Genomic DNA, 13,598 nt, shown 5'->3' on the forward strand with positions numbered 1-13,598 from the left:
AAGCGATGCGATTCGACTACTCGAAATGGAAGGGCCCGCGGCCCGAAGACCTCCAGTTCATCAAGCAGTTGATGGACATCTATCGCAACCTGCTGCTCCAGACCGGCGGGGATGTCGAAGAAGCGCTGCGCTGGATGGAGCACTTCGGCGAGCAGTACGGATTCTTCAACGAGCGCTTCGGCATCGCGGACTTCAAGAAGCTGCTCGAGAAGACCGGTGAAGTCGAGCGCACGCCCAAGGGGTTCAAGATCACCCCCAGGGGCGAGAAGCGCATCCGCCAGGATTCCCTGAACGAGATCTTCTCCAGCCTCCAGGCCGGCGCCGTCGGCGACCACCGCACGCCGGTGGCGGGCAAGGGCGGCGAGCGGCTGAGCGAGACCCGCGCCTACCAGTTCGGCGACAGCTTCTCGGATCTCGATCCGCTGGCCTCGATGAGCAATGCCGTCCGCAATCACGGCATGGACGAGATCCGGATCACCGAGGACGATCTGGAGGTGTTCGAGCAGGAGCACCTCTCCTCGTGCGCCACGGTGCTGATGGTGGACATCAGCCACAGCATGATCCTCTACGGCGAGGACCGCATCACGCCCGCCAAGAAGATCGCACTCGCGCTCAGCCAGCTCATCCAGACGCGTTACCCGCGAGACACGCTGGATGTCGTGCTGTTCGGCGACGACGCGCAGCGCGTGCCGCTCAAGGAGCTGATGAAGATCCAGGCCGGCCCGTACCACACCAACACCAAGGCCGGCCTCTCGATGGCGCGCCAGATCCTCGAGACACGGAAGGGCGTCAACAAGCAGATCTTCATGATCACCGACGGCAAGCCTTCGGCGATCCGCGAGCACGGCCGGCTCTACAAGAATCCCTTCGGGCTCGACCCGCGCATCGTCAACAAGACGCTCGAAGAGGCGATGGCTTGCCGGCGCAAGCGCATCACGGTCACGACCTTCATGCTGGCGACCGACTATCCGCTGCTCGACTTCGTGCGCAAGCTCACCGCCATCAACCAGGGGCGCCTCTACGAGACCGACCCGCAGAACATCGGCGCCTATGTCTTCCACGATTTCGTGAGGAACCGACGCAAGCGTCTGCACTAGAGCCGCCCACCGCCGTGATCCTGGAGGTCCCGTGAGCACCCCCGCCGCGATTGCCACGTCCGCCCTCGAACGCTTCCTCCGCTACGTCACCTACGATACCCAGTCGTCGGACGCCTCCAGCACCTCGCCGAGCACCGACAAGCAGCTGGTCCTGCTCGATCTCCTGGTCCGCGAGCTGAAAGACCTGGGCCTCGGCGACGCCGTGCGTCATCCGCAGGGGGTGGTCATGGCCACGCTTCCGGCCACGACTCGAAAAGCCAATGTCCCCGTGATCGGCTTCATCGCCCACGTCGACACGTCGCCGGAGGAGAGCGGCGCTTCGGTCAAGCCGATCGTTCACTCCAATTGGCAGGGCGGCGACATCGTGCTTCCGGACGACCCCAGCGTGGTGCTCAGGCCTTCCGAGATCCCGGCGCTGCGCGCCCAAATTGGGAACGACATCGTCACCGCGTCCGGGACCACGCTGCTCGGAGCCGACAACAAGGCGGGCGTGGCGGCGATCATGGCCGCCGTCGAGCACATGGTTCGCCATCCCGAGATCCCGCACGGCAAAGTGCGCATCGCCTTCACGCCCGACGAAGAGATCGGCCGCGGGGCCGATCACTTCGACGTCGCCGAGTTCGGAGCGTTCTGCGCCTACACGATGGACGGGGAAGGCCGCGGGCGGCTCGAGAACGAGACCTTCTCCGGTGACTCGATGACGGTCACGTTCACGGGCTTCAACACGCATCCCGGCTTCGCCAAGGGAAAGATGGTGAACGCCATCAAGGCCGCGGCGGACTTCATCGCACGCCTGCCTCGTGACCGGATGACGCCGGAGGCCACGTCGGGACGTGAAGGGTTCGTCCATGCCCTCGAGATCGAAGGCGGAGTGGGCGAGGCCAGGATCCGTCTCATCGTGCGCGACTTCGAGACTCCGAAGCTCGCCGAGATGGAGCGCCAGGTGGAGAAGCTCGCCGGCGAAGCCGCGGCGGCATGGCCTGGAGTTCGCGCCACCTGCGTGGTGAAGGAGTCCTATCGCAACCTTCGCGAGGTGCTCGAACGCCATCCGCAGATCGTCGAGCATGCCGCCGAGGCGATCCGCCGCGCGGGGCTCGAGGTCGAGCGCTCCGCCATTCGCGGCGGCACGGACGGCTCGAGGCTCAGCTTCATGGGACTGCCGACGCCGAACCTGTTCGCCGGCGAGAACAACTTCCATTCCAAGCTCGAATGGGTGTCGGCTCAGGACATGGACAAGTCGGCCGAGACCATCGTCCACCTCTGCCGGATCTGGGAAGAGAGAGCCTGACGCGGCCTATGTTCATCGACCCGGCGGCGATGGAGCAGCGGCATCTCCATCACTTCCTCATCAGCGTCATCGTGCCCCGGCCGATCGCGTTCGTCTCCACCGTGGGCGCCGACGGCAGCCACAATGTCGCGCCGTTTTCCTACTTCAATCTGATCTCGAGCCGCCCGCCGCTGGTCGGGATCTCGGTCAATCGTCGGGCTGCGGGGCCCAAGGACACCGCGCGCAAGGTGCGCGAGACCGGCGAATTCGTGGTCAACCTGGTGGACGAAGCGCTGAGCGCGAAGGCGGTCGAAGCGTCCGGCGAATGGCCCCCGGACGTGGACGAGTTCACGCTCACCGGCCTGACTCCGGCGCGGTGCGAGAAGGTGAAGGCGCCGCGTGTCCTGGAGTCGCCGGTGAATCTCGAGTGCCGTCTGGAGCGGGTGGTCGAGGTGGGGGAAACCGATTTCATCATCGGTGAGGTGGTGTGGGCCCACGTGCGTGACGACGTGCTGCGGGACGGGCGGGTGGATCCGGTCCTGCTGAAACCGGTCGGGCGTTTGGGCGGCGATCAATACACGGTGGTGCGCGAGGCCTTCTCGATGCCGCGGCCCCGCGTCGCCCGGCCCTCCTAGTCATGCACGCACGACTCGTCTTCCTGCTCGCGCTGTTCCTGGGCGTCACACGCTTCGCCTCCGCCCAGGGGGACTCGCCGGCGGATTCGTCGTTCCTTCGCCGCTATGCCGAGACCAACCGCTTCACGCTCGGCGTCCCGACCGGCATCCAGATCACACCCGGCGGAGACGCGGTCCTCTTCCTGCGTTCCGGTCCGCGCAGCCTGGTGCAGGATCTCTTCGTGTTCGAGCCCGCTCCGCGCATCGAGCGGCTGCTGGTGACCGCCGACACGCTGCTCGGCGGCGGCGAGGAGAATCTGACGCGCGAGGAGCGCGCCGCCCGCGAGCGGAAGCGCCTGAGGACCCGTGGCATCACCTCCTATGATCTCTCGGCCGACGGGAAGCGGGTCCTGGTGCCGCTTTCGGGGCGTCTCTTCGTGGTCGAGGTCGGCAGTGGCGCGTTTCGCGAACTGAAGAGCACCAACGGCGCCGCCGACGCCGCCCGGTTGTCACCCGATGGTCGGCGCGTGGCATGCGTGCGGGATGGCGACCTCTATGTGATCGATCTCGCCGACGGCAGTGAACGGCGGCTCACGCGCCGCGAGAGTCCGGACGTCACCAACGGGCTGGCCGAGTTCATCGCGCAGGAGGAGATGGATCGCTTCGACGGCTACTGGTGGTCGCCCGACTCCAAATGGATCGCGTTCCAGCACACCGACACGCGCGAGGTCGAGAAGCTCTACATCGCCGATCCCGCGCACCCCGAGCGGGCGCCCGAGGCCTGGCCTTATCCGCGCGCCGGCCAGAAGAACGCCGTCGTGCGACTGGGTGTGATGTCCGCCGACGGAGGTCCCGCCACGTGGATGACCTGGGATGCCGGGCCGTATCCCTACCTGGCGCGCGTGACATGGGAGCGGAACGCTCCGCTCACTTTGCTGGTCCAGAACCGCGAGCAGACCGAAGAGCGCCTGCTGTCGGCCGACCCGCGCACCGGAAACACCGCGACGCTGCTGGTGGAGCGTGACGCGGCGTGGCTCAACCTGACCACGAAGACGCCGCGCTGGCTACCGGACGGCAGCGGCTTCCTGTGGATCAGCGAGCGCCGCGGGACGCCGCAACTCGAGCTGCGCCACAAGAGCGGCAAGCTGTTGCGGAATCTGGGTGGATCGAAGCTCGGATTACGCGAGCTGGTGCACGTCGACCCGAAGCGCAAGATCGCCTGGGTCCTGGCGAGCGCTCAGCCGACCGTGAAGCACCTGGTGCGCGTGCCGCTCGACGGCTCCGCCGTGGTGAACCTCAAGAAGCCGAGAGAGCCCGCGGTCGAGAAGGCGGTCTTCCCCGAAGGCGGGAACGAGCTCTACGTTCTCGAGATCAACTCCCTCGCGGGCGCACGGCGCCATGAGGTCTGGAACACCGATGGGGAGCGCGTGACGTCGTTGCGCTCGATCGCCGAGGAGCCGGACGACCTGCCGCGCGTCGAGCTCGCCTCGGTCGGTCCCGCTCCGGGCATTCACACGGCGCTCATCCGCCCACGGGCGTTCGATCCCGGCCGGCGTTATCCGGTGATCGTCCATGTCTACGGCGGACCATGGTCCCAGATGGTCACGGCCGACCGGCGGCGCTACCTGCTCGACCAATGGATCGCCGACCACGGCTACATCGTGGTCTGCGTGGACGGCCGGGGCACGCCGGGCCGGGGACGAGCCTGGGAGCGGGCGATCCGCGGCGATCTCGCGACATTGGCGCTTCAGGATCACGTCAGAGCGCTGCGCGCCCTGGCGGTCAAGCATCGCGAGCTCGACTTGTCCCGGGTCGGAGTGTGGGGATGGTCCTTCGGCGGATACTTCTCGCTGATGGCGGTGATGCGACATCCGGAGGTGTTCCACGCCGCGGTCGCGGGGGGCCCGGTGGTGGACTGGCGCGATTACGACACGCACTACACCGAGCGCTACCTGGGGCTGCCGCAGACCGAGGCGGGCGCCTACGACAAGAGCTCGGTGCTGACCTACGCGAGCCGCCTTCGCCGGCCGCTGCTGATCGTTCACGGAACCGCCGACGACAACGTCTACGTGGTCCACAGTCTGCGGCTTTGCGAGGCGCTCAATCGCGCCGGCAAGGACTACGAGTTCATGCCGCTCGTGAACCAGACGCACATGGTGGTGGATCCGCAGGCGACCGTGCGGCTCTACTCGCGGCTCGTTCAGCACTTCGACCGCGCGCTGGCGCCGGGCCGGGCCGCTGCCGCGCCGTGAGCGAGGTGCGCCGCATCCCGGTGCGCAAGGAAGACCTGTGGACGTTCACCGAGCGCAACGTTCCGCTGTGGGATGTCCTCGAGCTCTTCCCGCGTGACGCCATCGGGCCGCGCGGGCCCAAGGACCCGCCGCCGCCTTACGAGGTGCGCCCCATCATCGTCGAGACCGATCTCGGCTGGTCGTTCGAGACCGACATCCAGTATGGCGCCTGGATCTTTCGGCCACGGTCGCCGAACAAGCCGGGGATGATGAAGTGGTGTCGCGACCGCGGACTCGAGGAGGGCGACACGATCGTGCTCGAGAGACTGGATGAGCGGCGCTTCAGGTTGTCATTGGAGAAGGCCGGTTTCAGCGCGCCCCATCGACCGGTATGAGCTGGACGATCTCCTGAGCATCGGGAAATCGGCCTTGCTGCTTCTTCGAAAAGAGCAGATGGCCGTCCAGCACGACCTCGAACTGGCCGCCGGCGCCTTTGATGAGCTTGGTCTCGACGTTCGAGCGCTGCTTGCGGATCTCGGCCACCAGACCGGTAGCCCTTGGCAGGTAGTTTCAAGCCACGCAGTACGTGATCTCGAGCACCATGAGGATCCTCCATGACGGGGGAATCAACCTGAACTCATCCTAAGACTCCAACTGGCCGAAAACCAGGACGCACGAGGTCCGCGGTTTGACCCTGAGCCAGGGCCACGGCACCCTCTTCGAGCCAGCCCCTGCGTTGCACCAACCCTTTCACGGCCAGTCTCCACATGCCCCAGCGCATCGCCACCATCGAGGAGCGCCTTCGCAAGGCCCTGGGCGAAGCTCTCCTCACGCACGAGCCCCTGCGCCATCACACCACCTTCCGCATCGGCGGGCCCGCCGACTACTACTTCGCGGCTCGAACCGCCGATCAGATGGTGACCGCGCTGCAGACCGCCCGGGAGATCGACCTGCCGGTCTTCCTGCTCGGTGGCGGCAGCAACCTGCTGGTCTCGGATGACGGCTTCAGGGGTCTGGTGCTGCGAAACGCGATCGAGCAGGTGGAGTTCGACTCCACCGCGGCCCATGTGGGAGCGGGCGCCGACTTCCTGCAGTTCATCTACGAATGCCGTGACCGCGGGCTCTCCGGCCTCGAGTTCGCCGCCGGAATCCCCGGCTCGATTGGCGGCGCGCTCTACGGCAATGCCGGATGCTACGGCCAGGACATCGGCTCGTTCACGATCGAGTGCACCCACACGACCCTCGATGGCGCCACCACGGAGACCAAGCCCGCGGCGTGGTACCAGTTCGCCTACCGCGACTCGCGCCTCAAGCGCGATCCGCGCGTCCTCCTGTCCTGTCTGCTGCAGCTCAAGCGCGGAGATCCCGCCGCCATCCAGGCGGTGATCGAGGAGAAGCTCGAGATCCGCCGGCAGAAGCATCCTCAATGGCGAGTGGAGCCGACCGCCGGCTCGTACTTCAAGAATCTCCCGCCCGACTGGCAGATGCCGGGCGCCAGGCACTCGCCGGGCACGCGGCGTGTTCCTGCCGGCCAGCTCCTCGACGAGGTCGGATGCCGCGGGCTGCGCGTCGGCGACGCCATGGTGTTCGCCAAGCATGCCAACATCATCATCAACGCCGGGCGTGCGACCGCGCAGGAGGTGCTGGAGCTGGCCGAGATCATGAAGGCCCGCGTGCGCGAGCGCTTCGGCGTCACGCTCGAAGAGGAAGTGATGTATCTGGGCAAGCGGCCAGGGAGAGCGGGCGCGACCGGCTGAGCGCCCGCTTCAGTGCGCGGCGCCCAGCCGAGCCAGTCCTTCGCGCGAGGCACGGAACTCGGGATCGACCGCGAGCGCCTTTCGATAGGCCGCGATCGCCGGCTCCTTCATCCCCGAGATCGCGAGGGCCTCGCCGAGGCTGTCCCATGCATTGGCCGACCGAGGATAGGCGCGCGTGTTCATGCGGAAGACCGAGAGCGCCTCGGACTGTCTCTGCGCATTGAGCAAGGAATATCCCAGCCGATTGACGTCGGCTTCCAGGGTGCGGAAGCGGTTGGCGCGCTCCTGGCGCGCGCGCTCGAATGCCCGCTCCGCTCCGGCGCTGTCGCCGCGAAGCACGGCCGCCTCCATCACCGCGGTCAAGGGAGGCTCGGATCCGTACGCGAGGATGGCCTCCATCGCCGGATCCTGGCCCTTGGTGTACTGGGCCGACGTCAGCGGCGTGTACAGGCGGGGAGCCAGGTAGTCGCGCCGGTCGCGCGGGTCGTAGGGCCGCCATGGAAGCGTGGAGACGTTCACCGAGATGCCGCTTCGTGGCAGAACGACCGAGCGGTGGTCGCCGAAGAAGAACGTCGCGTTTCCCGTGGGCTCGCCCACGAACGTCGCGTCGGTCCACTTCTCGAGGTCGAGCGCCAGATTCATGGCCGCCGAGAACGTCTTGCCACCGAGCACCACGAACAGCCGGCCTGAACGATCCAGCGCGGGACGCCGGATCAGGCCACGGACCACCTGGCGGTTGTAGAAGTTGTTGCCTCCGCCGTTCTCGCGCAGATCGAGCACGAAGCGCTGGACCGGGAGCGAGTCCGCCATCGCGAACACCCGCCTCCAGAACGGCACGCTCGCCTCGCCGTGATCCATGCTGATCACCGCCCGGTAGCACACGTAGAGCGTGCTGTCGCGCTCCCGATACTCGACCCAGTAGGGAAGGCCGGGCTGCCTCTGCCAGGCCGGCGCCGGTCCCTTTCGCATCTCGACCCATCCGGTCCGGTCGATCGCGCCCCGCGGATCGTGGCCTCGCGGCTCGATCCTGCCCGCCGGCTTCACCGTCACGACCTCGCTCTTCGCGTTGCGCTCCACGCGCAGCGGCAGCCGCTCCATGTCCTCGACGAGGCCGAGCCCGTCGAGCACCTCCGGAATGATCAGGCGATCCGGCGCCCATGCGCTGATCCACCACTCGTTCTCGGATGGGAGCGTGGTCGCCACGGCGGCCAGCGCCTGCTCGACCTTCGCCTTGCCGATGCCGGTGACGCGCGTGCCCACGTAGCGCGCGTAGGCCTTCTCGGCGGCGACGACGTACACGCCATCCTCGAAGCTGCGCAGCTGGATCGGGTAATAGCGCACACCGAGCGCGCGGTCGAACATGGGGTTGATCGACGTGTGGCCATCGCGCGGCAAGGCCACCAGCTTCATCATCTCCACCATCGCCTGGTTCCTGCGCATGGCCGGCAGACGCTGGTCCAGGGACGCGACCGCGGAATCCCAGGAGGCACGGCTCATCCGATAGAACAGGTCGGGATGGATCTGCGGCATCTCCCGCGCCAAGACCTGTAAGTCTTCGCGCCAGGCCAGGCCTTCGGGCAAATCTGCCGATGCGGTGGAAAACAAGAAGGCGGTGAACAGCACCATCGGGAAGCAGGGAATGCGCATGGCCGTGGGTCCTCGGGGTTGAGTCTGCGGGCAGCCTAGCGCCGGCGTCCCGAGCGCGTCTTGAACGGATGTAGCGCCCCCCGCAAAGCCCCCGGGGTCGTGCCGAACGCCGCCCGCACCGCACGCGTCATGTGACTCTGATCCGAGAAACCGGCGATCGTCGCCACGTCAGCCAGCGGCTCGCGGCCGCGAATCAAGAGGCCCCGGGCGCGCTCGAGCCGGACTCGATGCGCGTACTCCGAGACGCTGAGGCCGTAGTGGTCCCGGAACATGCGCGCCAGGTGAACGCGATGGACGCCCACCTCGGCGGCGATGGCCGAGACCGAAAGGGGGGTGTCGGCGTCGTTCACCAGCTCCGGAACCCGGCCGAGCCACGCCGGCGCCGCTCCAGAGCGGCCCTCGATGCGCCGCACCACCTGGGCCAGCAGCTCGGTGGCCAGCGTGTCCAGGCGAAGGGAGGTGGAGCAGCCATCGCGAAGCGCCGCGCCCAGGCGCGACACCAGCGAAGCGACCCGCGGGTCGGCTCCGAGGAATCGAACCTCCGAGAGTCGCGGCAGGTCGAGATTCTCGGGCTCGAGCACCAGACACAGAGCGCCGTCCGGACCGAAGTCGATGTCGTGCCGCGCGCCATTCGAGATGCGCACCGCACCCGCATCCATCCGTTTCCATCCGCGGCCGTCGCGCTCCGAGAAGGAGCCGTGGACGACGGCGCACAGGTGGAGCCCCTCGTGCTCGTGATGCCGAAATCGATGATGGGCAGGAATCCGGGAGACCTGGGCGGCAGGCACGGAGGATAGGACGCCCGGAACGGCGGAAAGGTTGCCCGCCTCCTTCGACCGCGGCATATCGGGGGCGGAGCGCGTGGCATGGCTCCTGCGATTGCCTGGGCAGTCGTCCGGATGCCCCCTTGCCGAGCCACGGCAAAACGCCATTGGGCGCGGCAGGACGGGGCTTTTCGACCCAGGAGGTGCGGGATGAACCGCAAGTTCCTGGTCGCGCTCTCGGTTCTGGCGCTCTCCGCCAGCCTCGCCGAGGCTCGGCCTCAACCTCGGCTTCCGTCGCCGGTCCGCGGCCTGCGTTACCGGCCGGGCGAATTGCTCGTCATGCCGGCGGACTTCTCGAGATTTCAGCGGCGCAGCGACGGCTCTTTTTCGACGTCCGACGCGCGGCTTCAAGCGGCTCTCGCCCGTCACGGATTGACGCGGTTTCGCCTTTCAGGCTCGAGGGCGATGACCCTGCGCAGCGATCTTCCCGGTTTCGACCCGGTCGCCGCCGCGGCCGACCTGCGCCGCACCGGCGCCTTCCGCGCGGTCGCCCCCAACCTCAGGCTCGACCTCTACGAGACGGTGCCCAACGATCCGTACCTGATCTTCCAGTGGCAGATCCGCTCGACGCCCGAGAACACCGATGTGCAGGTCACCGATGCCTGGGACGTGTGGAAGGGCGACACCTCGACGGTGATCGCGATCATGGACAACGGGCTCGACGTGTCGCATCCCGATCTCGCGAGTCAGGTGTGGATCAACCGCGCCGAGATCCCGGGCAACGGACTGGACGACGACGGCAACGGCTACATCGACGACGTCAAAGGCTGGGACTTCGGCAATGACGACAACGACCCCAGCTCCGAACCGGTCATCGACGCGAGCGGCCTCGATGTCGGTTTCCACGGGACTTTCGTCGCCGGCGTCGCCGCGGCGTCCACCCACAACGGCCTCGGTATCGCGGGCGCTGCCTGGAAGTGCCGATTCATGGCGCTCAAGGTGGGTGACTCGAACGGCGCCATCATGCTCGAATCCGTGGTCGAGGCATTCGACTACATGGTGGGCAAGGGAGCCGCCGTGCTCAACATGAGCTTCGGGACCTCCGACACGACCGCGCGGGAGTTCCTCCAGGCGGCGGTCGACGACGCCGATGCGGCCAACATCCTGTGCGTGGCGGGGGCGGGTAACGACGGTGCCAGCGTGAAGACGTGGCCCGCGGCCTGCGATGGCGTGATCAGCGTGGGCGCCACCGCGGAGAACAACACCCGAGCTTCGTTCTCGAACCATGGGCCCTGGGTGGACGTGGCCGCGCCCGGCAGCCTCATCTGGTCCTCGATCTGCCAGAACTACGTGCTCGACGATCTGAGCTACATCCTCTACGTGTTCCTCTTCGGCTACGACGGCGCAAACCCCTACATGTACGCGGACGGCACCTCGTTCGCCAGCCCGCTGGTCGCCGGCGTTTGCGGGCTGATCCGCTCCAAGATGCCCGCGCTCACGCCGGCGCAGGTCGCCGCGCACGTGGTGGCGACCGGTGACGTGATCCCCTACGACCAGCCGATCGGACCTCGCGTGAACGCCCACCGAGCGCTCACGCAGCTGGCGGTCGGAGTCGAGCCGCAGCCGGCGGCAGGACTGCAGCTCGAAGACGCCTGGCCGAACCCGTTCACGTCGGCCACGACCATGGCCTTCACGCTGTCGCGAGCGGCGCCGGTGCGGCTCGCCATCCACGATCCGACGGGCCGCCGCGTCCGCCTGCTGGTGAACGCGACACTGCCTTCCGGCCGACACGCGATCCGCTGGGACGGCCTGGACGGCGGCGGGCGCTCGCTGCCTTCCGGCGTCTACTTCGTCACGCTCGAGAGCGCCGACTTCCGGGGAGCACGGAAGCTCGTGCTGGCGCGGTAGCTTCCGACGGTAGGTCGAGCCACGGCTCGTGCGGGCCGGTATTCAAGTTAACGATCGATCTCCTGGGGCCGATGACAAGGCAGGAGGAACTCGTCATGCTCGCAGGTCTCATCGGCGCCGCCATCGTGGCGCTGGTCATCGTCGGAATCGCGATGCGCCCGAGGAAGGCGCGCTTCGCCTTCGAGGATCGCGTCGACTACATCGTGCTCACGATCCATCATCGGCTGTGGTCCGACGACGATGGGCTCGTGACGATGAGCTACCTGCGCGAAGCCTTGCGGCTGAAGCTGGTGAGCGACTACAAGCGGCTGCTGATCAAGGCCAAGAATCTCACCTTGGCCGACGAGCCGAGCTTCTGGCTCCTGATGGGCGGCCTCGGGCCGCTGCTGCTGAGCGAGACCATGAAGACCGCGATCGTCTGCCCTCCCAGGGGCTCCCTCGCCAAGCGCATCCGTGAGTACCAGCTCGCGGAGTGCTTCGGCTCCGAGAGACAGGCGTTGACCTATCTTCGATCCGATCAGGCTCCCAAGCGCGTCACGCTGGATCGTGCGTGGGTGGAGTCGCTCCTGGTCTCGAGGAAGAAGCCTCCAGCACCGATGATGAAGCGGGCCGCCTGACGCCGGCTCGCGCTCTCTTGCTCTGAGCATCACGCGGTGCGAGTCTCCTCGCGAAAGGACCGCCCCGCGTGGAAGACTCGACCCGGCCGAGAAATCCGACCACCGCCACCACCCGCACCATGGGGTCGCGTCCGCTGCCGCTGCCACGCGGTCGCCATCTGCTCGCTCCGGCGCAGCTCCTCACCAGCCCCGAAACCCAGCTCACTTACCGCGTGGAGCGTCTGCTCGGAGAAGGCGGCTTCGGCCAGGTCTATCTCGCCCAGCGGCAAGGCCGATCGTCGAGAGTGGACGGGACGCTGTGCATCAAGGTGAGCCCGCGGATGGACGGCTGGCTGCGCGAAGCCTATTTCGGACAGCTGCTCGATGGTCACCCGCGCGCCATCCGGGTCTTCGACGTCTTCCCGTGGATGCCCGCGGACGGGGCGGTGCTCTACTGCCTGGCTCTCGAGTACGCCCGGCACGGCGACCTGCGCGCCTACCTGCGCCGCACCGACAAGGGCTGGCCGGAGAAGACGGTGCGCCGCGAGATCGCCGGCATCCTCGCCGTCCTCGGCAAGCTCCACCGCGGGCAGACCCTCCATCGCGACCTCACGCCGCTCAACGTCTTCGTGTGCGAAGGCGGGCGCCTCAAGCTCGGCGATTTCGGAATCGCCCGGCACCAGAGCGACCGTCGAGGCATCACCGTGCGCACCATGAACGCGCTCACCGCGCCGAGCGACATCCTCGACGGCGCGGTGCCCAAGTGGCAGGCGAGGGACGACGTGTACCAGGTCGGCCAGCTTCTCGGCATGCTGGTCAAAGGCGACGCCGATTCGAGGCTCAGGACCAAAGAGGTCCGCGGGCTTCCGTGCAGCGACCATCTGAAAGAGATCATCTACCGCTGCATCGGCGAGCGCCGGAAGCGCTACGAGTCGGCCGACGAGCTGATCGACGCCTTGAACAAGCCCGCCGCTCCGCTCAAGCCGGGCTTGCTGAAGAGCCTCGGGGGCGTGCATCTGGCGTTCACCGGGATCCTCAGTCGCCGCCGCAGCGAAGCCGCGCGCGCCGCTCGCCGGGCGGGCGCGATCGTTCATGGCGCGCCTTCGGCACGGACCACGGTGGTGGTCCGGGGACGGCCGAATGCCTTGCAGGCGGCTGGAAAGGACGGCGGGCGAAAGCTCATGGAGATCAAACGTCTGCGGGAGAAAGGCCACAAGATCACGCTGCTGGACGAAAAGCGCTTCTGGACGCTGGTCGGAAAGCGCTGAACCCAGTTTCAATCGATGACGGCTGGGTCATCCCCCGCGAACTCGCCACGAGTCGCGCAAATTCCTCTATCGCTCGACCGTCCCGAATCGAACAGGTGCAGCGTTGTGCAGCAACCCATGTCGTCGTACCAAGGACTTACAGCGCCGACCTTCCGAAAACCTCCTGGCACGACGGCTGCGATGGGTGATATGGCGGAGGTGATCACGATGACCATGCAGGAAGCACAGGATCGAGCGAGTCGTCTGGGTCTGTCCGCTTGGATTGGCGAAGCGGTCGCGGTGGGCCGTGAATCCAGTGAGATCGTAGAAATCATGTGCATCGGATTCGTTTCCGCAGACCTCCCGATCGCCGAAGGCGAGAGCTGGGAAGAGGCTCTTCAGGCGGCGACCAGGATCATCTTCAGCGCATGAGCTGGAAGCGTTACCGGAAGAACCAGTGCGCCACGCGG

General features: G+C 67.1%; 13 protein-coding genes. 10 read left to right on the forward strand and 3 right to left on the reverse strand.

The annotated features are described in order from the left end of the window. From VFQ05_17035 to VFQ05_17055, 5 genes are all read left to right on the forward strand, one after another. The coding region (locus VFQ05_17035; GenBank protein ID HET9328474.1) for a VWA domain-containing protein at positions 1-1,097 on the forward strand (1,097 nt) is incomplete at its 5' end. Between the two features lie 31 nt (positions 1,098-1,128). Further along, the gene (pepT, locus tag VFQ05_17040; protein ID HET9328475.1) at positions 1,129-2,385 is read left to right on the forward strand and encodes a peptidase T; all 1,257 of its coding nucleotides are present in this window, start codon (positions 1,129-1,131) and stop codon (positions 2,383-2,385) included. 8 nt (positions 2,386-2,393) lie between these two features. Next, positions 2,394-2,999, forward strand: coding sequence for a flavin reductase family protein (locus tag VFQ05_17045; GenBank protein ID HET9328476.1), 606 nt, complete (start codon positions 2,394-2,396; stop codon positions 2,997-2,999). Positions 3,000-3,001: 2 nt separating this feature from the next. Then, positions 3,002-5,230, forward strand: a complete 2,229-nt coding sequence (locus VFQ05_17050) for an alpha/beta fold hydrolase (protein ID HET9328477.1) — start codon at positions 3,002-3,004, stop codon at positions 5,228-5,230. After that, complete coding sequence (locus VFQ05_17055) at positions 5,227-5,604, forward strand: hypothetical protein (GenBank protein ID HET9328478.1); 378 nt, start codon at positions 5,227-5,229, stop codon at positions 5,602-5,604. Before VFQ05_17050 ends, VFQ05_17055 begins: the two co-directional genes overlap by 4 nt. Here the strand turns inward: VFQ05_17055 and VFQ05_17060 are convergent. Beyond that, a complete protein-coding gene (locus VFQ05_17060) occupies positions 5,579-5,812 on the reverse strand; it encodes a SelT/SelW/SelH family (seleno)protein (GenBank protein HET9328479.1) in 234 nt (77 codons plus the stop codon). The two genes, VFQ05_17055 and VFQ05_17060, sit on opposite strands and share 26 nt — an antisense overlap. A gap of 164 nt (positions 5,813-5,976) precedes the next feature. On the opposite strand from VFQ05_17060, the gene murB reads away from it, so the two are divergent. Next, positions 5,977-6,966, forward strand: coding sequence for a UDP-N-acetylmuramate dehydrogenase (gene murB / locus VFQ05_17065; protein HET9328480.1), 990 nt, complete (start codon positions 5,977-5,979; stop codon positions 6,964-6,966). A 9-nt stretch (positions 6,967-6,975) separates the two neighbouring features. Here the strand turns inward: murB and VFQ05_17070 are convergent, their stop codons facing one another. After that, positions 6,976-8,613, reverse strand: a complete 1,638-nt coding sequence (locus VFQ05_17070; GenBank protein HET9328481.1) for a hypothetical protein — start codon at positions 8,611-8,613, stop codon at positions 6,976-6,978. 35 nt (positions 8,614-8,648) lie between these two features. Then, a complete protein-coding gene (locus tag VFQ05_17075) occupies positions 8,649-9,401 on the reverse strand; it encodes a helix-turn-helix transcriptional regulator (protein HET9328482.1) in 753 nt (250 codons plus the stop codon). Positions 9,402-9,587: 186 nt separating this feature from the next. Here VFQ05_17075 and VFQ05_17080 point away from each other — a divergent pair, with 186 nt between their 5' ends. The 4 genes from VFQ05_17080 to VFQ05_17095 all read left to right on the forward strand — a co-directional run bounded on the left by VFQ05_17080 (position 9,588) and on the right by VFQ05_17095 (position 13,560). Next, the gene (locus VFQ05_17080; GenBank protein HET9328483.1) at positions 9,588-11,285 is read left to right on the forward strand and encodes a S8 family serine peptidase; all 1,698 of its coding nucleotides are present in this window, start codon (positions 9,588-9,590) and stop codon (positions 11,283-11,285) included. Positions 11,286-11,380: 95 nt separating this feature from the next. Beyond that, the gene (locus VFQ05_17085) at positions 11,381-11,902 is read left to right on the forward strand and encodes a hypothetical protein (GenBank protein ID HET9328484.1); all 522 of its coding nucleotides are present in this window, start codon (positions 11,381-11,383) and stop codon (positions 11,900-11,902) included. 68 nt (positions 11,903-11,970) lie between these two features. Continuing rightward, positions 11,971-13,149 carry a protein kinase gene (locus VFQ05_17090; protein HET9328485.1) on the forward strand — a complete coding sequence of 393 codons (1,179 nt, stop codon included), beginning with the start codon at positions 11,971-11,973 and terminating at the stop codon, positions 13,147-13,149. 189 nt (positions 13,150-13,338) lie between these two features. Continuing rightward, complete coding sequence (locus VFQ05_17095) at positions 13,339-13,560, forward strand: hypothetical protein (GenBank protein ID HET9328486.1); 222 nt, start codon at positions 13,339-13,341, stop codon at positions 13,558-13,560. Positions 13,561-13,598: the final 38 nt, after the last annotated feature.

The sequence above is a fragment of the Candidatus Eisenbacteria bacterium genome (assembly GCA_035712145.1).
GTDB lineage: Bacteria > Eisenbacteria > RBG-16-71-46 > RBG-16-71-46 > RBG-16-71-46 > DASTBI01.